We start from the raw sequence: 21,452 nt of genomic DNA, 5'->3' as shown, positions 1-21,452 counted from the left end.
CGTCATGATGACGGCGGGGACCGTCCCGGCCGTCATGAACAGGGAGTTTGGGGATTGATATGGCCGACGATGCACGCAACAAGCCTCTGTACATGATCTCCGTCGCGGCGGAGCTCACGGGCATGCACCCCCAGACCCTGCGCGTCTACGAGTCCAAGGGCCTGGTGAACCCGCAGCGCTCGGGCGGCAACACGCGCCTGTACTCGCGCGCGGACATCGAGCGGCTCGAGCTCATCAACCAGCTCACCGACGAGGGCATCAACCTCGCCGGCGTGGTGCGCATCCTGGACATGAAGGAGCGCGCCGAGCAGCGCGAGGCGGAGATGGAGAAGCTCCGCGCCCGCGTGCGCGAGCTCGAGGACGAGGTCCACGAGTACAAGATGCAGAAGAAGATCACCGCCCTCGCCCCGCGCGACGGCTCCGCGGACCCCAAGAAGGTCCTGCGCGGCCTGCTCGGCGGCGGCGACCTGTAAGGAGCGCGCCGGGAAGGCCCGGCTCACGCGGACGGATACGCCCGGCAGATGGGACACCGCGTCCCGTCTGCCGGGCGTTCTGCCGTACGCGCCCGTCCCCGACGGCGGGCTCGCCCGATGACAGGCGCCGGGCCCCCGACGGCGGGCCGGCCGGCGGGCCGGCGGGTTCAGCTCCACAGCTCCCGGATCTTATCCAAAAAGACGCTCGCCGCCGGCGAGAACTCCCGGTAGCGCTTCCAGGCGATGTGCACGTCCTCCGCGTTGCCGCTGTACAGGGAGAAGCGCATCAGCGGGTAGGCGCTCTGCTGCTCGGCGACCGCGTCCGCCACGAGCTCCATGGCCGGCGTCTCGCCGCCGCCGATCCGCACCTCGCCCGCCAGGGTGTCCGCCGAGACGAGGAACTCGGCCTCCGTGCGACCGACCAGGTCCACGATCTCCTCGGCGCGCCGGCGCAGGCGCATACCCGCCTCGGTCAGCTCGATCCGCCTGCTGCCGCGGTCGAACAGCTTGCAGCCCAGCTCGCGTTCCAGCTCCTGCATCTGGCGGGAGAGCGACGGCTGCGACAGGTGCAGCGCATGCGCGGCCCCGGAGATGGTCCCCTCGCGGGCGACCATGAGGAAGTACTGCAGGGGTCGGATCTCCATGAGGGGCCTTTCATGCATCGGGGAGGTGGCCGCAGGGCTCGCGGGGCGGCGGCTGGACGCGGTCCTTCTCGCCGACGCGTGGAACGCCGACGACTGGACCTTCGACGCGCTCGTCGCGCACTACGAGACGCTCTGTCGCTACCTCGACATGCGCGACCGCGGGCGGGTGCTCGGCTACGGCTGCGGGACGCCGGGCATGACGCGCGCCTCGCGGCATCTGCGCGAGACGTACAGGCTGGGGGCGGCGCTCTAGCGGAGCCGGCGGGCGCCGCGCCGCGAGAGCGAGGCAGCGGACGGGGCAAAGGCGGGGGCGCACGTGGAGCCGGCGCGCCTCGTTCGCTGACGTCGTGAGAGAGGAGAAGCGGAAATGGCGATCACGGTAAACCTGTACTACACCGGCAAGGACGGCGCCGCGCGTGCCTTCGCCGAGGAGATGGAGGCATCGGGAACGGCGGATAGGATCCGCGCGGAGGAGGGGAACGTCGGCTACCGCTACTTCCAGCCGCTCGATGACCCCGAGACCGTCATGCTCATCGACAGCTGGGCCGACCAGGCGGCGCTCGACGCCCATCACGCCTCGCCGATGATGGCCACGATCGCGGAGCTCCGCGATACATACGACCTGCACATGCGTGCCGAGCGCTTCGTGACCGACGACGCGGGCGTCCCCGACCACGACGCCGCCTTCATCCGTCAGTAGCGCGGGTCGCAGGCGGACCGGCGGGCACCTGCCATGGGAGCGTCTGCAGCGCCGTGCGACATATTGACCTGGAGCCGACTTCAAGGCGTACGGTCTCCCTGTGATGAGATGGGGCGGGCACCCCGTCCCGCGGAAGGAAGAGAGAGGAAATCCCATGGCTATCACCGATGGATTCAAGGCGACCGACCCCGAGTACGCGGGGATCGTCGAGGCGTTTTTGGCCGAGGCGGCGGGCGACGAGGCGCAGCCCCTCCCGGCCCGTACGCGCTACCTGGCCATCGTGGCGGCGCTGCTGGGCTGCCAGGGCCTCGACGCGTTCCGCGCCGTGGTGCCCGAGGCGCTCGAGGCCGGCGTGACCCCGGTCGAGCTCAAGGAGGTCGTGTACCAGGCGACCGACTACCTGGGCTTCGGCCGCGTCATGCCGTTCGTCGGCGCGATGAACGAGGCGCTCGAGGCCGCCGGCGTCGAGCTGCCGCTCGAGGGGCAGGCGACCGTGACGCCCGATACGCGCCTCGCAGCCGGCAACGGCGTGCAGGTCGAGGCGTTCGGCGAGGGGATGCGCGAGGCCTGGGTGAACGGCCCGGCGGAGCGTGCGACGGTCAACCGCTGGCTCGCGGCCAACTGCTTCGGGGACTACTACACCCGCCACGGCCTCACGCTCGCCGAGCGCGAGATGGTCACCTTCTGCTACCTGGTGGCCCAGGGCGGCTGCGACCTGCAGGCGACCGCGCACGCCGCCGGCAACTTCAACACGGGAAACGATCCCGCGTTCATGTACGCTGTGGTCCATCAGATCCTGCCGTTCATCGGCTATCCGCGCAGCCTGAACGCGCTGGCCTGCATCGACGCCGCGGCTGCCAAGTAGCGGGGGCCTGGACCGTCGCATCCGCTTCGGGAGGAGCTGATCGCATGCGCTATGCGACATTGGGGCACTCGGGCATAATAGGACCCGGACGTGCCGACGGCGCGGCGGGGCGCCCGCCGCGGGTTCGAAGGAGGGCGCATGGCGGAGCGCGAGCGGGAAGGCGCGGCCGACGCGGCCGAGCGCGCGGACGGATTCGGGCGCGGGCCGGTCGCCGGCGGGAACTACCGATTCTTCAGCCATACGGCGTGCGAGTTCCACCCGTGCCACATCATGCCGGACGGCGAGGAGCTCAACTGCCTATTCTGCTTCTGCCCGCTGTACGCGCTGGGACCCCGCTGCGGCGGGAACTTCCGCTACGTGGGCGATGCGGGCGACATCAAGGACTGCTCGGCCTGCACGCTGCCGCATCGGCGCGAGAACTACGACTACATCATGAGCCGGTTCGAGCTCCTAAAGGAGCTCGCCGCCCCGCGCGGCGGGGATGCCGGGGAAAATAGGGACGGGTGAAAATTCCCCAGGACCGCCGCCCCGCGCGGCGGGGATGCCGGCAGGCGGGACGGATAGCGGGAACGGGCGGGACGGCCCCTGCGGCGGCTGACGGGACGGCCCCGTGTCATCCGCCGCGCCTCCGCCGCCGCGGTCCGTCTTGGCGACAGATAGGCCAGCCTTCCGTGTCGCCACCGCGCTGCGCCGCATGCGGCATGGCCCGTCGCGCAGGGCGCCTCCGTGCGCTCCTCTCCCCTCGATAAACCATAGCTGATCGCGCTCGTGAAGGACACGTCGCTCGCGGCGAACATCACGGTGCTGGAGATGCTCATGGCGACGCAGCAGATCGTGTCGCGCACCTACGGGGCGCTGCCTCTGTATCTCGAGGTCGCGGCCATCTACCTGCTGTTTTCCACGGTGCTCACCTGGCTGCAGGGAATCGGCGAGAAACGGCTCGCGTCGTTCGGCATGGAGAGGGGGTAGGCGACGGTGCAGACGGGGGACATGCTCGCGCTGCGCGGGGTGCGCAAGGCGTTCGGGGGCTCCGCGGTGGCTGCACGGGAGATGACGGTCGAGCTCGGCGGCGCGCGCTTCATCGTGACGCCTGCGGACACGGATGCTGCGCGGGAGCTCGCCGCGCGCCTGGCAATCGAGCTCGATATGGCCGAACTGAACGGAAACGAGAAGTACGCCTATCTGGATGACCCGCTGCCCGTCGCGGCGGAGTCCCCGGAGCGGATCGAGGCGGGCGACGTCATGCTGTTCGGCGACGACTGCCTGGTCCTGTTCTACGAGGGGCATCGGACATCGTACCGGTACACGCGCATCGGGCGCATCGAGGACGCCTCGGGGCTGTCCGCGGCGGTCGGGGGCGGCTCGGTGCACGCGACCTGGTCGCTCTGAGCGGGGCGCCGCTGCCGTCGGCGGGGGAGGCCGGCCGGGGAGGCCGGCGACCCGAAGGCCGTTCTCATCGACGGCTCGTGCGCGGCTCAGTCCCCGCCGTGGCCGCCCCCGTGTCCGTGCTCGTCCCTCGACCCGTTCCCGTGTCCGCCGGCGCGGCCGGCTGCCTGCCCGGCGTCCGATCCGGAGCCCCCTGCCGACGCGCTTCCGGCGTCCTCCAGCAGCGCGCGCAGCTCGCGCATGGTCATCGCGGACGCCTCCTCGGGCGAGATGTCCACGCCGGCGTCGACGAGCTCGAGGTAGAGGCGGTACTTCCCAAGGCCCATCCCCGCGCTCTCGGCGGCGTGGTGCTCCTCGGAGCTCGCATGGGAGCAGTGCACGCTCCCCGACCCCGAGGCGCTCAGGCATCCGACGCCCACCTGCTCGAGCTCCGCCGCCCGCCGTTCGTTGTCGCACACGACGGTCATCTCGACCGTCGCCCCGTCGTCGAGGTATCCGCGCAGCCGCTCCTCCAGGGCGGCCATGGCGTCCGCGAACGCGAGCCCGTCGAGGTCGAGCGCCTGCAGGAGACGCTCCCCGTCCTCGTTGTACGCGCGGACGGAGGCGACGTTGCCCAAGCGGTTGATACCGAGCTCGATGGAGGGGTTCACGTCGATCGCCACGTACGCGCAGGGCGCCTGGGCCCATGCGTATCCGCCGACACAGACCGCGGCGAGCGCGAGGCAGGCGGCGAGCGCGATGGCGGCGCGCCGGGTGAGCGGACGGGCGGGCCGGCGCTCGGTCCGCGCGGGATGCTCTGCCCGCGCCGCGCGCTCAACTTGCATTGCCGGCGTGGCGCGTTCAACCCGCGCCATGTGTTCCATCCGCGTCGCGCACCCGGCCTGTGATGCAGGTTCTGCCTGCGTCGCGCGTTCCGCCTCGATGCGCGCGAGCGTGCGCTCGGCGAGTCCAGCCGGCAGGTGCGCCCCGTCGAACGCTTCGCGCATGCGCCTCTCCAGGTTGTCCGTCATGACAGGACCTCCCTCAGCCGCTTCTTCCCGCGCGAGATCCACGAGTATACGGTGCCTTCGGGCATGTCGCACATCCGGGAGATCTCCTTTGCGGTATATCCCTCATACAGGGCGAGGTAGAGCTGCGTCTTCGGCGGGTCGCCCAACGCGTCCATGGCGTCGAGGATGCGCGCCAGCTCATGGGCCGACCGATCGTCGGTGCACCCCAGCTCGCCGAGGCGCCCCTGCTCCGCGAGGGCGTCGACCGACTCGTTTTTCCTGTTCGCCGCCTTGAGCACGTCCTTGCAGGCGTTGATGGCGACGCGTAGGAGCCATGCCTTGGCGTGCCCGTCGTCGCGGAAGGGCGCGTCATGCAGGGCGTATTTGAGGAAGACGTCCTGCACGACGTCCTCGGCGTCGCAGGGACTCAGGTAGAGCAGGCAGGCGCGCCACACGGCGTCGCCGTAGGCGCCGATCGCCCGCTCGATGTCGCTTGCAGCGCGCATGGGCCCTCCTGGTTCCCTGTTCCTCGTCTCTATTGTGCGCCAAGCGGGGGCCTGTGGCGACGCCGGTCGCGGCGGGCTTTGCCGGCGCGCCCCGCCCGCTGCCGGCGCGTCCCGTCCGGTGGCGGCGTCCCGTCCGATGACGGCGCCCGTCTGTCCGGTGCCGGCGCGTCCCGTCCGGTGGCGGCGCCCGTCTGCCCGGCCTCGGCGCCTCCTGCTCGACCCGCTGGCGGATTGCCCCGGCCGGAACCGCTCTCCCGACTGACCGCCCACTCGGTGTCGATCGTCTCTGCTCGACCCCCCCCTGGTCAAAAAAAGACGGAATTGCGAATGTGCATAGAGGATTTCGGCGGCCGGCCGCTCTCATGGCCCGTATATCGGTTCGCGGTCCTGGTCTTTTACATCCTTAATGGGATGAGATATCGATATGAACTGTTCCATCGATCAGCACATTCGCAATTCGCATAGAAAATGACCACCCCCATCGCCCCCGTTCTGTCCGCACATGAAGTTCTATGCATCATCAATCAAAGACCAGCAGGTAGGAAAGTGTGGGTATGCAAACAGCCTTCGCGAGGGGAGGTTTCGGCGCCTGTATGCGGGCAGGCGCCGAAACCGTTGCCGGATTGATGCGGGCGCCCCCCGGTTCGGGCGGCGCTTCGTCCGCCTCAGCGGTAGCCTGCGTGATGTCCGCCGCCGCTGCCGTGATGCCCTTCGCCGTGGCCGCCGCCGCTGCCGTTGCCGCCGCGGTGGGCCGAGCCGACGGGGACGCCGGTGCCGCCGCAGGGGCTGTCGGCGCCGCCGCACGTCGAGGTCCCGCGGTTGTCGCAGATGCCGTCGTCGTCCTCGTCGACGTAGCACGCCCCGTTGCCGGTGCCGCTGCCGTTGCGGTATCCGGAGCCTCCGCCCGTGCAGGCGTCGCAGTACCCGTCGCCGTCGGAGTCGACGTAGTTCCCGCATCCGTGGTGGCCGCCGCGCGCCTTCCCGCCGCAGGTGTCGCAGACGCCGTCGCCGTCGGCGTCGACGTACCCGTTGCAGGCCGCGTTCGCGCGGGCCGATGCGCCCGCCTGCGCGGACTGCGCCGCGACTTGCGTCACCGCACCGGTCGTCGCCGTGTCGGCGGCCCGCACGGGCGTCGCGGGGAAGAGCGCCGTCCCCAGGGCCATCGTCGCCGCGACCGCGATCGCACCGGCCGCCACCTTCGCCTTCGTACCGAGCTTCCTCATCGTGATCTCCTCTCGTCTCGGCCTCTTTCCGCGGGAGGGACGCCCCTCTCATCTACAACACGAGCGGGGATGCGGATTCCTTGCGTCGAGATCCGGTTTTTTGTCACCGGCGACCGTTCGTTCGGTTGTGCTGAGGCCATTGTCACCGGCGACCGCCCGTTCGGCTGTGCGGGGCTGTCCTGTGTGTCATGCAGGAATGCCCTGCTGCGGGAGTTCGAGCGGGCCGGCGTGGGCGATGAGCTGGCGGCGGAGCACTGCCGCAACCTCGAGCACCATGCGGGCGAGTGCATCGGCTGCGGGCACTGCGACAGCCGCTGCCCGTTCGGGGCGGCGCAGTCCGAACGCATGGGGAGGGTCGCGGAGCATTTCGGCCTGTAGGTGCATGGCCTCGGCGGGCAGCGGCGCCGCCTGCGTGCCGCCGCCCGCCGCCGGGGGCGTCCCCGATGACGGGCGGCGTGGCCTCCCTGTCCCTGCGCACTCAGAAAATCTAATATAGAGAGACTTAGATTTCGGTATAAGCGGGAGCGTATCGGGAAACAATACCTCTCGAACGGACGAATGCCGCCCCGCAGGGCGGCAGGCTGACTGCGCGGGAAAATGGTGCCTGTCACTATTTTCCCGCGGGTCGGCGACACCCCAGGAGAGGTGATGCAGTATGAGGATCGACAAGCTGGCCATGACGTCGCGCGAGGCCCTGCAGACGGCCATCGGCATCGCGAGCGACGCGCAGGCGGGGGCGGTGGAGCCCATCCACCTCCTGTCCGCGCTGCTCACGGGCGGCGAGCGCAACATCTCCGTCATCATCGAGCGGATCGGCGCGGACTCCGCCCAGCTCAGCCGCGCCACGGCCGAGGTCATCGAGCGCGCCCCCAAGGTCTCGGGCGACGGCGCGCAGATGGGCATGTCGCGCGACCTCGTGCGCGTGCTCGACCGCGCGGAGAAGCGCGCCGGCAAGATGGAGGACAGCTTCGTGGTCACCGAGCACCTGCTCATGGCGCTCGCGGAGGACAAGGGGGACGCCGGGCGCGTGCTCAGGGACGCCGGCGTCACGCCCGAGCGCGTCGAGGAGGTCTACCAGGAGCTCCGTGGCGACGACCGCGTCAAGTCGGCGGAGGACAAGACCCAGTTCGAGGCGCTGGAGCAGTACGGCCGCAACATCTGCGACCTGGCGCGCGCCGGCAAGCTCGACCCGGTCATCGGCCGCACCGACGAGATCCGCCGCACCATCCAGGTGCTCTCCCGCCGCACCAAGAACAACCCCGTGCTCATCGGCGAGCCGGGCGTCGGCAAGACCGCCATCGTCGAGGGCATCGCCCAGCGCATCGTCGCCGGGGACGTGCCGAGCACCCTGCGTGACCGCGACCTCATCGAGCTCGACATGAGCGCGCTCGTCGCCGGCGCCAAGTACCGCGGCGAGTTCGAGGACAGGCTGAAGGCCGTGCTCAAGGAGGTCGAGAAGTCCGAGGGCCGCGTGATCCTGTTCATCGACGAGCTCCACACCATCGTGGGCGCGGGCGCGACCGAGGGCTCCATGGACGCCGGCAACATCCTGAAGCCGGCGCTCGCCCGCGGGGACCTGCATGCCATCGGCGCCACCACGCTCGACGAGTACCGCAAGTACATCGAGAAGGACGCGGCGCTCGCCCGCCGCTTCCAGACCGTCATGGTGTCCGAGCCCTCGGTGGAGGACACCATCTCGATCCTGCGCGGGCTGAAGGAGAAGTACGAGATCTTCCACGGCGTGCACATCACCGACGGCGCCCTCGTGTCCGCCGCCGACCTCTCGAGCCGCTACATCGCCGACCGCTTCCTGCCCGACAAGGCCATCGACCTCGTCGACGAGGCGGCCAGCCGCCTGCGCATGGAGCTCGACTCCATGCCCGTGGAGATTGACCAGACCCAGCGCAAGCTCACCCAGATGCAGATCGAGGAGCAGGCGCTCATGAAGGAGAGCGACCCCGCGTCCGCCGAGCGGCTCGATGCGCTGCGCCAGGAGATCGCCGAGGTGCAGGAGAAGCTCAACGTGCAGAAGGCCGGCTGGCTCAACCAGAAGAACGCCATCGACCGCGTGCAGGAGCTCAAAAGCCAGCTGGACGACGCGCGCAGCGAGGAGGAGCGCGCCACGCGCGACGGCGACCTCGCCCGCGCCAGCGAGCTGCGCTTCTCCATCATCCCCGGGCTCGAGCAGCAGGTCCGCGCCGGCGAGGCGCAGATCGAGGCGAGCAAGGCGGAGGGCGGCCTGCAGGAGCAGGTGACCTCCGATGAGATCGCCGAGGTCGTGTCCGCTTGGACCGGCGTGCCGGTGTCGAAGATGATGCAGGGCGAGCTCGAGAAGCTCCGCGACCTGGAGGGCGAGCTGCACCGCCGCGTGATCGGCCAGGACGAGGCCGTGCGCGCCGTGGCGTCGGCCGTGCGCCGCAGCCGCGCGGGCCTGGCGGATCCCGATAAGCCCATCGGCAGCTTCTTCTTCCTCGGCCCCACCGGCGTGGGCAAGACCGAGCTCGCGAAGGCGCTCGCCAGCTGCCTGTTCGACGACGAGCGCGCGCTCGTGCGCATCGACATGTCCGAGTACATGGAGAAGTTCTCGGTCCAGCGGCTCATCGGCGCGCCTCCCGGATACGTCGGCTACGACGAGGGCGGCCAGCTCACCGAGGCCGTGCGCAGGCGTCCGTACAGCGTGATCCTGCTCGACGAGATGGAGAAGGCGCACCCGGATGTGTTCAACATCCTGCTGCAGGTGCTCGATGACGGCCGCCTGACCGACGGCCAGGGCCGCCAGGTGTCGTTCAAGAACACGATCATCATCATGACGTCCAACGTGGGTTCCGCTGCGATCGCCGAGCTGTCCGGCAAGGACGATGAGGCCATGAAGCGCGAGGTCGATGAGGCTATGCGCCAGACATTCAGGCCCGAGTTCCTGAACCGCATCGACGACATCGTGGTGTTCCACCCGCTCGGGATGGCGCAGATCGACAAGATCGTCGACATCCAGCTCGCCGACGTGCGCGAGCGCCTGGCCCGCGAGCGCATGACCCTCGAGGTCACGCCGGCGGCCAAGCAGATGCTCGCCGTGGGCGGCCTCGACCCGGTCTTCGGGGCGCGCCCGCTGAAGCGGCTCATCCAGACCGAGGTGGTGGATACCATCGCCGAGGCGATCATCGACGGTGCCGTGAGCGAGGGCGACCGGATCTTGGTCGACGTCGATACCGACGGCACGTTCTTCGTGGAGTCGGAGGCGAGCGGCCCCGCGCCGACCTACGAGGTCCCCGACGGGGAGTAGCACGCAGGCGGCAGCGCTTCTGGGCGGCGGCCCCGGTGGTTTTCGGGGCCGCCGCCCTCGTTTTTACGTTAACCTCCCCCTGAGCCGCCTGCGGGGCCGGGCGCCTAGCGTTCCTGCGCCTGCTGGACGAGTTCGAAGAAGCGCTCGAAGATCATCTCGAACACATAGTGGAACATCAATCGGCTGTCGAGGTCCATGTCGCCATAGCGGATCTGCTTCTCCACGGTGAACAGGGGGATGTCCGCGAGCTTGGACAGCGAGTTCTTGGACAGTCCCGTCATGGTCACGATCGTGCAGCCGCGGCTCTTGGCGATGGAGGTCGCCTCGATGGAGACCTCCGTCTCGCCGCTGATGGACACGCTGAACACCAGGTCGTTTTGCCCCAGCTGCTCGGCATGGTGCCGCATGACGTGGCGCTCGCTCAGCGTGTCGGCGTTCTTGCCCATGACACGGAGCTTCTCCTCCATCTCGAGGCAGGGGAACTTCGAGAGTCCCGAGCAGAAGAAGACGATGCGCTCGGCGCGCTCGACGGCACGTACGACCTCCTCGACGGCCTGCTCGCGCACGAGGTCCTTGGTCTGGATGATCTGCAGGTCGAGCGGGATGGTCTCGATGACGTAGCGGTTGCGCTCGAGCGAGATGAGGTAGGAGTGCTTGAGGTCGGTGAAGCCCGTGAAGCCCAGCTTGTGGGCGAGGCGCACGATGGTGTTGGGCGCCACGAAGAAGTGCGCCGCGATGCCCTTCGACGTCGCCTGCTCGAGGTCCCCGCGAAGCGAGATGATGTAGCGGAGGATCTGGGATTCCAGGTCGTTGAGATGCTTCTCGCCCGATTTGACGTGTTCGTAAAACGAGTCCCGCACGGCAGCGACACCTCCCCGTCAGCTTTTCAAGCATCGTAATATCCCATGGCTCGAGGCTTTTCCGGAGTCAATCGTCCGCAAACGGTCTCATCTCGTTCGCCAGCGGTACCTCGGCCCGCGTGTCGCGCGACACGGGTTCGTGTCGTGCGCTATCCCGTGTGTCGCGCAGCCGTTTCCCCTGCTCAGGGTCATGGTGCGCTCGTGCGCGCAGCACAATATGGGCAACGGGAGGGACGCGGGCACGGTGGCCGCGGAACCGCATCGCGCTCCCCCGCGCAGCGTCAGTTGACTCTAGTTTCGGGGAGTGGTTCTCATGAAAGACAAGCTCAACATCGTTCTTATCGGCGGGGGCTCCACGTGGTGCCCGGGCATCCTGAAGGCGCTCACCAAGCATCTCGACATCTTCCCGCTGAACCGCGTGTGCCTGTACGACATCGACGCCGAGCGCCAGGAGCCCATCGGCGAGTTCGGCAAGGTCCTGTTCGCCGAGGAGGCGCCCGACGTCGAATTCATCTACACCACCGACAAGGACGTCGCCTACACCGATATCGACTTCGCCCTGTGCCAGATCCGCACCGGTGGCTACGAGATGCGCAGCAAGGACGAGAAGATCCCCCTGTCCATGGGTATCATCGGCCAGGAGACGGTCGGTCCCGGCGGCATGGCGTACGGCATGCGCTCCATGCGCGACATGGTTGAGATCGTGAACGACGTGCGCGAGCGGAGCCCGGAGGCGTGGATCATCAACTACACCAACCCGGCGGCGATCGTGGCCTACGGCCTGGACCGCATCTTCCCGGACGAGAAGCGCGTGCTCAACATCTGCGACCAGCCGGTCAACCTGCTGCGCTCCTACGGCCGCCTGCTCGGTCGCGACATGGGCGATGTCGAGCCCGTGTACTTCGGTCTCAACCACTTCGGCTGGTTCACGCACCTCTACGACAAGGAGGGCAACGACCTCGTCCCGCTGGTGAAGGAGTACACCGCCAAGAACGGCTTTCTGCCCGCCGACGCCGAGCAGCGCGATCAGTCCTGGCTCGACACCTACGCCATGGTGAAGGACATGCTGGCCGACTTCCCCGACTACCTGCCCAACACCTACCTGCAGTACTACCTGTATCCCGAGTACAAGCTGGCCCACCTCGACCCCGACTACACCCGCTCCGACGAGGTCATCAACGGCCGCGAGAAGCGCGTGTTCGCCGAGTGCCGCCGCGTCGCCGAGGCGGGTACCGCCAAGGGGTCGTCGGTCGTGCAGAACGATGCGCACGGCGACATGATCGTCGAGGTCTCCTCGGCCATCTACCGCAACACCCGCAAGACCTTCATCGTCATGGTCCGCAACGACGGGATCATCGAGGGCATGCCTGACGACGCCATGGTCGAGGTCGCCGCGAGCGTGGGCAAAAACGGCCCCGACCCTTACGCCGTGGGCAAGATCGGCACGTTCTACCGCGGCCTCATGGAGAACCAGTACGCCTACGAGCGTCTCACGGTCGAGGCCTGGATGGAGGGGTCCTACGAGAAGGCGCTGCAGGCGCTGACCCTCAACCGCCTGGTGGGCGACGCCAAGAAGGCCCGCAAGGTGCTCGATGCGCTCATCGAGGCCAACAAGGGCTACTGGCCCGAGCTCCGCTAGCGAACCGACGCCGAGCGGCGCGTCGCGGGCGGATGGCAGGGGATCGTCCGCGGCGCGCCCGCTCGGCGCTGCGCTGCAACCGTCCGCGGGGGCACGGGGCCCGCACCCCGCCGCGCTCCCGACGATAGAGGGGACTGAATATGAACAAAGATGAATTGCTGGCGAAGTTCCAGCGTCTGGGCAAGGTCCTGATGACGCCCGTTTTGATCTTGCCTATCGCGGGCATCCTGCAGGGCTTCGGCAACGCCTTCACGAGCCCCATGCTGCTCGAGTACGCGCCATGGTTGGGAACCCCGGCGATCGCCATCTTCTTCTCGATCCTGAAGGCGGCCGCGGGCGTCGTGATGAGCAACATCCCGCTTATCTTCGCCGTGTGTCTGGCCTATGGGTTCGCCAAGGGGGAGAAGGCCACGGCGGCGCTGTGCGGCATGATCGGCTACATGACGCTCAACGCCGTGATGGGCACGTTCCTGACGGCGATCGGTACCATCGACCCGGAGAACCTAGCTACCGGCCAGAGCACCATCCTGGGCACGGTCACGCTCGATACCGGCGTGATCGGAGGCCTCCTGGTTGGTGCGCTCGTCGCCTACCTGCATAATCGCTTCTATAAGATCGAGCTGCCGGCCGCGCTGTCCATCTTCAACGGCGTGAAGTTCATCCCGGCGGTCACGATCGTGGGCTGCAGCGTGCTCGCGCTGGTGCTCTCGCTCGTGTTCCCGCTTGTCCAGACGGCTCTGGGGGCGCTTTCCGACTTCATCCGCGCCACTGGCGTGTTCGGGTCGTTCGTCTACGGCGCCGGCGAGCGCCTGCTGCTGCCCTTCGGCCTGCATCACTTCGTGTACCTGCCGTTCTTCTTCACCTCGCTCGGCGGTACCGAGGTCATCGACGGCGAGACCATCTCCGGCGCCGTGAACATCTACAGCGCCATCTTGGGTTCCGCCACCACCCCGTTCGATATCGACGTGAGCCGCTTCGTCATGAACGGCAAGGTCATCTTCGCCATGTTCGGCCTTCCCGGCGCCGCGCTCGCCTTCTACAAGACGGCGCTGCCCGAGAACAGGAAGAAGACCGGCGCCCTCATGATCGCGCTCGTCATCCCGTGCGTGCTGTCCGGCATCACCGAGCCGCTCGAGTACTCGTTCCTGTTCATCGCGCCGGTGCTCTACCTGGTCCACGCCATCATGGCGGGCCTTGCGTACGCGTTCACGTTCCTGCTGAACTTCAACGTCGCCGGCTCCGCGACGTTCGGCGGCCCGTTGCTGTCGCTGATCTTCAACGGCATCCTGGGGGCCGGCAAGGGATCCGGCTGGATGTCGATCCTCATCCTCGGACCGATCTGGTTCGCGACGTACTTCTTCGTCTTCAAGGCGCTCATCAAGCGCATGGACCTCAAGACCCCGGGGCGGGAGCTTCCCGATGAGGGAGCCGAGGACGCCAAGGCCGAGAAGGCGCCCGTGAGCGAGCTCATCCCGCTCATCATCGAGGCTGTCGGCGGCGCCGATAACATCAAGAGCGCGGAGGCATGCTTCACCCGTCTGCGCCTGCAGCTGAACGACTGCAGCAAGGTGGCCGACGACAAGGTGTTCACCGATGAGCTCGAGGCGCGCGGCATCGTGCATGTCGCCGGCGGCGTGCAGATCGTGTACGGCATGATGGCTGCGAACTACGCCACGCAGATGCGCGAGGCGCTCGGCATGGAGTAGCCGCGAGGCGGCAGGGGAGATCCTGCGGCCAGACATCGGAGATGGGGGCGACGCGGCCTACGGGCGCGCCGCCCCTTCTCTGTGCGACAATGGGGCGGATGTGGATACGCTGGGCGAAGGAGGCACCATGCCCGACGACGAGAAGCGCCCCCAGGCGCGGCGGGAGAAGGGTCCCGAGCCGCGCGACCCGTTCATCCGGGCGGAGAACGAGGACGACGACGGCTACGATCCCTATTCGGACCGTCGACCGGAACCCGAGCCGCTGTTCGAGCGCAATCCGTGGGGTTAGCCGGAAACGGGTGGCCGACAATGGAAAAGCCGGGGCGAACCCCGGCTTTTCCCATGCGGTGTATGAAGGTGCGACGCTAGCGGTCGAGTTCCTTGCGGACCATCGTGTCGAGGATGGCGGCGATCAAGCCGAACAGGACGACCAGCGCGTCGAGCACGGGGATCGTCTGCCCGAGGCCGCTGACCACGCACGTGACGATGCCGACGAGGACCGTCAGGACGGCGAGCAGGCGATGGCTTCCAAAGGCGCTCGGGCGGTTCGCGCCGTGGATGCCCATGAAGGCGGTGATGAAGCTCAGGGCCGCGCACAGCAGGTACAGGATGCCGTCGATGCTCACCACGAGCACACCGAGCACCCCGGCGTCCGCCTCGGCGTAGTTCGCGCCGGTAAAGCAGATGATGCCCAGGATGAGCGCCGCGAGGGCGACGACGACCTGTAGCAGGCTTGCGACCTTGAGGTATTTGCGGTTGGGTGACATGCGGATGCTCCTTATTCTTGGCGGCGGTCGCGTGGGCACGCGGTCGGATAGCCGATCAAACGACCTTAATGATACCTGCTCGAGCGTATGGGCGACCGCGTATATGCGAAAAAGCGGGTGCCTCGACGATAGACTGAGCGAACCGGTTTCCAATCTGCTAGAATGCTCGTCACCTGCCTCCGTAGCTCAGGGGATAGAGCACCGCTCTCCTAAAGCGGGTGTCGACGGTTCGAATCCGCCCGGGGGCACCAGCAAGCAAGACGGCGTCGCAGCTGCGGCGCCGTTTCTGGTTTGTGCGGCTCGCGGCGGATTCGAACCCGCTGGGGTCGCGAGGCTGAGCAAACGCGTGAGCGTTTGCCAGCGAGCGTGCGAGGGCGCGCGAGCGCCCGAAGCTGCGGACGACGCAGCCGGACGCGAATCCGCCCGGGGGCACCAGGGAACAAGACGGCGTCGCTGCTGCGGCGCCGTTTCCTGTTCGCCTACACCTCGAAATCCGTGAGCTCGTCCCAGGCGGCGCTCGAGGCCGCGCCGCCGTCGTCGAGCAGGAAGTACGCGCCGGTGTCCGCGCGTCCGTCCGCGATCTCGCACCCGCGTGCGCTCCCCGCCACGAACAGGGTGGTGGAGAGGGCGTCCGCCGCGGTCGAGGAGGGGCAGGCGACGGTGACGCTCTCCGTGTCGGTCGCCACGGGCATGCCCGTGCGCGGGTCGAGGATGTGCCAGTACGTGACCCCGTCCAACTCGAAGGTGCGCTCGTACAGGCCGCTCGTCACCAGCGACGTGCCGCCCTCCACATGGGCCGTCCCCACGATCGAGCTGCCGCCCGGGTCGTTGGGGTCGCGCACGCCGATGTCCCACGGGCTCCCGTCGGGCTTGGTGCCGTACAGCGCGATGTTGCCCCCGAGCGAGATCATGGCCGCGGTGGCGTCGGTCCGGTCCCGTAGCAGCTCGACGAGCCGGTCCGCCACGTACCCCTTGGCGATGCCGCCCAGGTCGAGCTTGGCCTCGGGGTCGTCGAGCCGGACGGTCGACGCCTCGCGGTCCACGTGCACGCCGCGCCATCCGACATGGGGGAGGGCGGCGGCGATCTGCTCGTCGGACGGCCGCGTACCCGCATCGAAGTCCCAGAGCGTGGAGACGGCGCCGATGGTGATGTCGAACAGGCCGTCCGCTTGGGCGCAGAACTCGAGGGCGCGCGCGAGGAGGTCGGCGGTGTCGGGGTCGACCTGGACCGCTTCGCCCCCGGCGGCGTTCACGCGCGCGATGTCGCTCTCCTCGTCGTAGAGGTCGAGCAGCGCGTCGTAGCGCGCGCATGCGCTCGAGAGCCGGGCGAGCGCGGTGTCGTCGCCGTAGACCGTGAAGGTGCAGTAGGTGTCGAAGGCGAAGGTCGAGCCGTCGACCGGCCCGCTGCCGTCCGCGTGCCCGGAGGGGCGCGCCGCGCAGCCGGCGATCCCGAGCGCGCCCGCTGCGAGCAGCGCCCCTGCGCCGGCGAGGAGCCCGCGGCGCGAGACGGGTCCGCCGCGATGCGGCGCGACGGGCGGGGAGCCGGCCCCCTGTGCGCGCGGGGGCGCGACGCGGGCGCGGGGCCCGGGATGCGGCCTATGCACGGATCCCCCCTTCGGGCAGGGCGGCGAGCACGCCGCGCAGCAGGATCCCGATCGCGGCTCCGCAGACCACGCCCGCGATGACGAGCACCGGGGCGTTCACGTACGCCGTCGCCGGGGAGAGCAGCGCCGCCGCCATCGCGAGCTGCCCCAGGTTGTGGGCGACGCCCCCCAGGACGGATACGCCGACCTCGGAGAACGGGGCGAAGCGGACGGCGAGCGCCATGACCGCCCAGGAGAGCAGGCCCCCCGCGAGGCTGAAGACCATCATCTGCGGGTTGGAGAACAGGATCGTCGTGCACAGCACCTTGGCGAGCATCAGGTACAGCGCCGGGCGGGCGCCCATCCTGAGCAGCGCGTACAGCACCACCGCGTTGCCGAGCCCCAGCTTGACGCCGGGCACCGTGACGGGCAGGGGGACCAGCACCTCGAGGTAGCCGGCGCACAGGGCGAGCGCGGCGAGCATCCCGTACAGGGCGACGCGGGCCCCGGGGCTCTCCGGCATGCCGTGGGCGCGCGACCGGGCCTTTCGTGTTATGTCATCCTGCTTCATCATGCTCGCTATTATAAGGAGGCCGAAGGTGGTATAAAGACCAGACGCCCATGCGTTTTCCGGTCGTTTGCTGGCACAGGGAGGCTTCGTGGCCAACAAGGTGACGCTGAAGCAGATCGCGCGCGAGGTGGGGCTGTCCCCCGCCTCCGTCTCGCTCGTCCTCAACAACCGCCCCTGCCGCATCTCCGAGGAGAACCGGCGGCGCATCAAGGAGGTCGCCGCGCGCGAGCACTACATCCCCAACCAGATCGCGCGCAGCCTGGTCACCCAGCGCTCCAAGACGCTCGGCCTGATCGTCCCCAACATCGAGAGCCGCTTCTTCTCGTCGCTGGCCAAGAACCTCGAGCAGCGCTGCCGCGCCGAGGGCTACGCGCTGTTCATCACCAACTCCGACGGCCTGCCGGAGAACGACCTCGACCTGCTGAGCCTGCTCGTGACGCGCGGCGTCGACGGGCTGTTCCTCGTGGTGGGCGACGAGGTGCCCGACGACCGCGCCCTCATCGACGAGCTGTCGGGCCTGCCGGTGCCCTATGTGATGGTCGACCGCGTGGTCGACGAGCTGTCCTGCGACAAGGTCATGTTCGACCACGAGCTCGGCGGATACATGGCGACCCGCTACCTGCTGCAGATGGGGCACCGCCGCATCGCCTGCATGGTGAACGCGGCGAAGACCATCACCGGCCGCAAGCGCCTGGTGGGCTACCTGCGGGCGCTGCGCGAGGCGGGCGTCGAGCCGGACCTGTCGCTGGTCGCCGAGACCGAGTACTACATCTCGAGCGCGTACGAGGCGGCCGCCGACGTGCTCGCCAGCGACGCCACCGCGGTGTTCGCGAGCTCGGACAACATCGCGCTCGGCCTGCTCAAGCGCATGCACGAGCAGGGCAGGCGCATCCCGCGCGACTACTCGCTCGTGAGCTACGACAACAGCGCCGCCGACGCGCTGTTCGAGCCCTCGCTCACCTCGATCGAGCAGAACGTCGCCGAGCTCTCCCACCATGCGGTGGGTCTCATGATGCGCCGTCTGGACAATCCCGCCGCCGACCCGGTGGAGCGCGTGCTCAAGCCCCATCTCGTCATCAAGGAGAGCGTGGCCGCCCTGTAGGGGCGCCGGCGGGTGCCGGATAGGGGCGACGGCCTGGGATGGGCCCCGCGCCATGACGGCCGCCTGTGCTATGACGGCCGCCGGTGTCATGTACCGCCCCTCCGTCACGACGGGGTTTCCGCGGCGGTCCCGCGTCCGTTCCGTCCGCCTTTCGCGCGGCGGCGCGCACCGTCGCCCGCACCCTTCCCCTTACGGCGGCATGACATAAAACTTTCAAAAAGATAAAACGTTTTTCCATAGTGATAAAACGTTTTATCACTTATACTGGCGCCGATGCTCGAGGCGGGTGCGGATCCCGGCGACCGGGGGTCGATCCAACCTCCGGCGCGCGCTCCGCCGAACCCCTGCCTGCGGTCCGCCGCCGGCCCGCGCCCGTCCGCATCGCCCATGGCAGCCTTCGGGTAGCAAGCCGCCGGGCACACCGCCCGGCGTCATGAAAAGGAGGAGCAATGTCCAACCCCGTGATCGGAACCCCGTGGAAGAAGCTCGACGGCCCCGTGAGCGCCGAGGTCCTCTCCGGCGTCGAGAAGTACTGGCGCTGCGCCAACTACCTCTCCGTCGGCCAGATCTATCTGCGCTCCAACCCGCTCATGAAGAAGGACTGGGTCGATGAGAAGACCGGCGAGACCCGCGACTTCGGCCGTCCCGACGTCAAGCACCGCCTCGTGGGCCACTGGGGCACCACGCCGGGCGTGAACTTCCTGTTCGGTCACGTCAACCGCCTCATCGCCGACCACCAGCAGAACGCCATCTTCCTCATGGGCCCCGGTCACGGCGGCCCGGCCGGCACCGCGCAGTCCCTGCTCGACGGCACCTACCGCGAGATCCGTCCCGACATCACCGATGACGAGGCCGGCCTCCAGAAGTTCTTCCGCCAGTTCTCCTATCCCGGCGGCATCCCCAGCCACTTCGCGCCCGAGACCCCCGGCTCCATCCACGAGGGCGGCGAGCTCGGCTACACCCTGTCCCACGCCTACGGCGCGGTGATGGACAACCCGAGCCTGCTCGCGGTCGCCGTGGTGGGCGACGGCGAGGCCGAGACCGCGGCGCTCGCCACCTCCTGGCAGTCCAACAAGCTCGTCAACCCCAAGACCGACGGCATCGTCCTGCCGATCCTGCACCTCAACGGCTACAAGATCGCGAACCCCACCATCCTGGCCCGCATCTCCGACGAGGAGCTCACCAAGTTCTTCGAGGGCATGGGCTACAAGCCGCACTTCTTCATGGCCGGCTTCGACAACGAGCCGCACGCCTCCATCCACGCGCGCTTCGCCAACCTGCTCGAGCAGGTCTTCAACGAGATCTGCGACATCAAGACGATCGCCGAGACCGGCGTGGAGACCCGCCCGGTCTACCCGATGATCATCTTCCGCACCCCCAAGGGCTGGACCTGCCCCAAGCACATCGACGGCAAGAAGACCGAGGACTCCTGGCGCGCCCATCAGGTGCCGCTGGCGAGCGCCAAGGACACCCATGAGCACTTCCGCGTCCTGCGCGCCTGGCTGCGCTCCTACCACCCCGAGGAGCTCTTCACCCCCGAGGGCCAGGTCCGTCCCGAGGTCACGGCCTTCATGCCCGTCGGCGACCTGCGCATCGGCGCGAACCCGAACGCCAACGGCGGCAAGGTCCGCCGCGACCTCACCCTGCCCGACATCCACGCCCACGAGGTGCCGGTCGCCGAGAAGGGCCACGGCTGGGGCGCGACCGAGGCCGCGCGCGTGTTCGGCGCCTACACCGCCGACGTGCTCGCCGCGAACGACGACTTCCGCATCTTCGGCCCGGACGAGACCGCCTCGAACCGCCTTCAGGACGCCTATCAGGTGACCAAGAAGCAGTGGGAGGCCGGCTACCACGCCGACGCCGACAACGACGAGCTCCTCGCCACGTCCGGCAAGGTCGTCGAGCAGCTGTCCGAGCACCAGTGCGAGGGCTTCCTCGAGGCCTACCTGCTCACCGGCCGCCACGGCGTGTGGAGCACCTATGAGAGCTTCGTCCACGTGGTCGACTCCATGGTGAACCAGCACTGCAAGTGGCTCGAGGCCACCGTGCGCGAGATCCCCTGGCGCGAGCCCATCGCCGGCCTGAACATCCTGCTGACGAGCCACGTGTGGCGCCAGGACCACAACGGCTTCTCCCACCAGGACCCCGGTTTCATCGACCTGCTGCTCAACAAGGCCAACGACACCCACATCGTGAACGCCTACTACCCCTGCGACGCCAACATGGCGCTCGCCGTGGCCGAGCGCGCCTACCAGTCCACGAACTGCGTGAACGCCATCTTCTGCGGCAAGCAGCCCGCCCCGACCTTCCTCACCGTCGATGAGGCCAAGGCCGAGCTCGAGGAGGGCCTCGCCGTCTGGGATTGGGCCTGCACGGCCGACAGCCTGGAGGACGCCGACCTGGTGATCGCCTCCTGCGGCGACGTCCCCACCATGGAGGCGCTGGCCGCCACCGACCTGCTGCGCAAGCTGGGCGTCAAGGTCTGGTTCGTGAACGTGGTCGACCTGCTGAAGATCCAGAGCCTGCACGATAACGACCAGGCCATCTCCGACGAGCGCTTCGTCGAGTTCTTCGGCGGCGAGGACAAGCCGGTGCTGTTCTGCTTCCATGCCTACGAGGGCACCATCCACCGCATCCTGTGGGAGCGCCCGGGCGTCAAGAGCTTCCGCGTCCACGGTTACGAGGAGAAGGGCTCCACGACCACCCCGTTCGACATGCTGCGCCTGAACAACATGGACCGCTGGGCGCTGGCCGCCGACGCGCTGCGCCTGGTGGACGCGCAGGCCGGCGCCGACGAGCACGCCGCGCAGATCGACGAGTGGGAGGCCTTCCGCGACGAGGCGTTCCGCTTCGCCGTGGACGAGGGCTTCGATCACCCCGCCTTCACCGACTGGGTGTGGCCCGATGCGGCCGCCGCGACCGAGGGCGGCCTGTCCGCCACCCAGATGACCGCGGGCGACAACGAGTAACCCCGCGCATCCGTCGGACCTTCGCTGCGGAAGGGGGCACGGCCGCTTGGCCGCGCCCCCTTTTTCGTGATGAGGGGTCGTGCGGGGGCGGGCAGGGTGTCAGGGTTCGGTAAAACTTCCATGCGCCGAGCAGCGAGCACTCCAGTATGCTAAAGTATCCACGCTCAAGACGAGACGGGGCGCATCCGC

Annotated in this window: 22 protein-coding genes and 1 tRNA gene; 15 read left to right on the top strand and 8 right to left on the bottom strand. The window is 68.6% G+C overall.

Translation table 11 applies throughout. The annotated features are described in order from the left end of the window. The first annotated feature begins 59 nt into the window (after positions 1-59). On the top strand, positions 60-473 hold the full coding sequence (locus PHA29_RS03320; protein ID WP_270404020.1) for a heat shock protein transcriptional repressor HspR: 414 nt from the start codon (positions 60-62) through the stop codon (positions 471-473). Between the two features lie 167 nt (positions 474-640). Here PHA29_RS03320 and PHA29_RS03315 read toward each other — a convergent pair whose 3' ends face one another. After that, positions 641-1,117 carry a LysR family transcriptional regulator gene (locus PHA29_RS03315; protein ID WP_270848073.1) on the bottom strand — a complete coding sequence of 159 codons (477 nt, stop codon included), beginning with the start codon at positions 1,115-1,117 and terminating at the stop codon, positions 641-643. Here PHA29_RS03315 and PHA29_RS03310 point away from each other — a divergent pair. From PHA29_RS03310 to PHA29_RS03285, 6 genes are all read left to right on the top strand, one after another. After that, entirely contained in the window at positions 1,116-1,370 is a 255-nt protein-coding gene (locus PHA29_RS03310) for a hypothetical protein (protein WP_270848071.1), read from the top strand. The two genes, PHA29_RS03315 and PHA29_RS03310, sit on opposite strands and share 2 nt — an antisense overlap. A gap of 114 nt (positions 1,371-1,484) precedes the next feature. After that, complete coding sequence (locus PHA29_RS03305) at positions 1,485-1,817, top strand: putative quinol monooxygenase (protein WP_270848069.1); 333 nt, start codon at positions 1,485-1,487, stop codon at positions 1,815-1,817. A gap of 154 nt (positions 1,818-1,971) precedes the next feature. Beyond that, entirely contained in the window at positions 1,972-2,682 is a 711-nt protein-coding gene (locus PHA29_RS03300) for a carboxymuconolactone decarboxylase family protein (protein WP_270848067.1), read from the top strand. Positions 2,683-2,820: 138 nt separating this feature from the next. Continuing rightward, positions 2,821-3,189: a cysteine-rich small domain-containing protein gene (locus PHA29_RS03295; RefSeq protein ID WP_270848066.1), complete on the top strand. Its 369-nt coding sequence runs from the start codon at positions 2,821-2,823 to the stop codon at positions 3,187-3,189. Between the two features lie 261 nt (positions 3,190-3,450). Beyond that, a complete protein-coding gene (locus PHA29_RS03290; protein ID WP_270848065.1) occupies positions 3,451-3,651 on the top strand; it encodes a hypothetical protein in 201 nt (66 codons plus the stop codon). 6 nt (positions 3,652-3,657) lie between these two features. Then, positions 3,658-4,071, top strand: a complete 414-nt coding sequence (locus tag PHA29_RS03285; protein ID WP_270848064.1) for a cyclophilin-like fold protein — start codon at positions 3,658-3,660, stop codon at positions 4,069-4,071. Between the two features lie 86 nt (positions 4,072-4,157). Here the strand turns inward: PHA29_RS03285 and PHA29_RS03280 are convergent, their stop codons facing one another. The 3 genes from PHA29_RS03280 to PHA29_RS03270 form a co-directional block, all read right to left on the bottom strand. After that, a complete protein-coding gene (locus tag PHA29_RS03280) occupies positions 4,158-5,078 on the bottom strand; it encodes an anti-sigma-I factor RsgI family protein (protein WP_270848063.1) in 921 nt (306 codons plus the stop codon). Beyond that, positions 5,075-5,563 (bottom strand): RNA polymerase sigma factor, encoded by a 489-nt coding sequence (locus PHA29_RS03275; protein ID WP_270848062.1) that lies wholly within the window; start codon positions 5,561-5,563, stop codon positions 5,075-5,077. The genes PHA29_RS03280 and PHA29_RS03275 overlap by 4 nt, the downstream gene beginning before the upstream one ends. A 665-nt stretch (positions 5,564-6,228) precedes the next feature. After that, a complete protein-coding gene (locus tag PHA29_RS03270) occupies positions 6,229-6,786 on the bottom strand; it encodes a hypothetical protein (RefSeq protein ID WP_270848061.1) in 558 nt (185 codons plus the stop codon). 183 nt (positions 6,787-6,969) lie between these two features. Between PHA29_RS03270 and PHA29_RS03265 the strand changes: the two genes are divergently transcribed. Together PHA29_RS03265 and clpB are read left to right on the top strand one after the other, a co-directional pair. Beyond that, positions 6,970-7,164, top strand: coding sequence for a 4Fe-4S binding protein (locus PHA29_RS03265; RefSeq protein ID WP_270848059.1), 195 nt, complete (start codon positions 6,970-6,972; stop codon positions 7,162-7,164). A gap of 277 nt (positions 7,165-7,441) precedes the next feature. Next, positions 7,442-10,066, top strand: coding sequence for an ATP-dependent chaperone ClpB (clpB, locus tag PHA29_RS03260; RefSeq protein WP_270848058.1), 2,625 nt, complete (start codon positions 7,442-7,444; stop codon positions 10,064-10,066). A gap of 104 nt (positions 10,067-10,170) precedes the next feature. Here the strand turns inward: clpB and PHA29_RS03255 are convergent, their stop codons facing one another. After that, on the bottom strand, positions 10,171-10,926 hold the full coding sequence (locus tag PHA29_RS03255) for a MurR/RpiR family transcriptional regulator (RefSeq protein WP_270403995.1): 756 nt from the start codon (positions 10,924-10,926) through the stop codon (positions 10,171-10,173). A 313-nt stretch (positions 10,927-11,239) separates the two neighbouring features. Between PHA29_RS03255 and PHA29_RS03250 the strand changes: the two genes are divergently transcribed. The 3 genes from PHA29_RS03250 (at position 11,240) to PHA29_RS03240 (ending at position 14,560) form a co-directional block, all read left to right on the top strand. Continuing rightward, the gene (locus PHA29_RS03250; RefSeq protein ID WP_270848057.1) at positions 11,240-12,565 is read left to right on the top strand and encodes a 6-phospho-alpha-glucosidase; all 1,326 of its coding nucleotides are present in this window, start codon (positions 11,240-11,242) and stop codon (positions 12,563-12,565) included. Between the two features lie 140 nt (positions 12,566-12,705). After that, on the top strand, positions 12,706-14,271 hold the full coding sequence (locus tag PHA29_RS03245; protein ID WP_270848055.1) for a PTS transporter subunit EIIC: 1,566 nt from the start codon (positions 12,706-12,708) through the stop codon (positions 14,269-14,271). A gap of 127 nt (positions 14,272-14,398) precedes the next feature. Continuing rightward, positions 14,399-14,560 carry a hypothetical protein gene (locus PHA29_RS03240; protein WP_270848054.1) on the top strand — a complete coding sequence of 54 codons (162 nt, stop codon included), beginning with the start codon at positions 14,399-14,401 and terminating at the stop codon, positions 14,558-14,560. 76 nt (positions 14,561-14,636) lie between these two features. On the opposite strand, the gene PHA29_RS03235 is transcribed toward PHA29_RS03240, so the two are convergent. After that, positions 14,637-15,038: a hypothetical protein gene (locus tag PHA29_RS03235; protein ID WP_270848053.1), complete on the bottom strand. Its 402-nt coding sequence runs from the start codon at positions 15,036-15,038 to the stop codon at positions 14,637-14,639. Between the two features lie 175 nt (positions 15,039-15,213). Between PHA29_RS03235 and PHA29_RS03230 the strand changes: the two genes are divergently transcribed. After that, positions 15,214-15,289: transfer RNA gene (locus tag PHA29_RS03230), tRNA-Arg, on the top strand. 228 nt (positions 15,290-15,517) lie between these two features. Here the strand turns inward: PHA29_RS03230 and PHA29_RS03225 are convergent. Continuing rightward, positions 15,518-16,642, bottom strand: coding sequence for an FAD:protein FMN transferase (locus PHA29_RS03225; RefSeq protein WP_270848052.1), 1,125 nt, complete (start codon positions 16,640-16,642; stop codon positions 15,518-15,520). After that, positions 16,635-17,195 carry a Gx transporter family protein gene (locus PHA29_RS03220; protein WP_270848050.1) on the bottom strand — a complete coding sequence of 187 codons (561 nt, stop codon included), beginning with the start codon at positions 17,193-17,195 and terminating at the stop codon, positions 16,635-16,637. The genes PHA29_RS03225 and PHA29_RS03220 overlap by 8 nt, the downstream gene beginning before the upstream one ends. 85 nt (positions 17,196-17,280) lie before the next feature. On the opposite strand from PHA29_RS03220, the gene PHA29_RS03215 reads away from it, so the two are divergent. After that, positions 17,281-18,294 carry a LacI family DNA-binding transcriptional regulator gene (locus PHA29_RS03215; RefSeq protein WP_270403984.1) on the top strand — a complete coding sequence of 338 codons (1,014 nt, stop codon included), beginning with the start codon at positions 17,281-17,283 and terminating at the stop codon, positions 18,292-18,294. 449 nt (positions 18,295-18,743) lie between these two features. After that, the gene (locus PHA29_RS03210; RefSeq protein WP_270848049.1) at positions 18,744-21,263 is read left to right on the top strand and encodes a phosphoketolase family protein; all 2,520 of its coding nucleotides are present in this window, start codon (positions 18,744-18,746) and stop codon (positions 21,261-21,263) included. The last annotated feature ends 189 nt before the right edge of the window (positions 21,264-21,452 follow it).

The sequence above is a fragment of the Candidatus Collinsella stercoripullorum genome, from assembly GCF_027669965.1.
Classification (GTDB): Bacteria; Actinomycetota; Coriobacteriia; order Coriobacteriales; family Coriobacteriaceae; genus Collinsella; species Collinsella stercoripullorum.
This window is presented reverse-complemented; position numbering and strand designations above follow the sequence as displayed.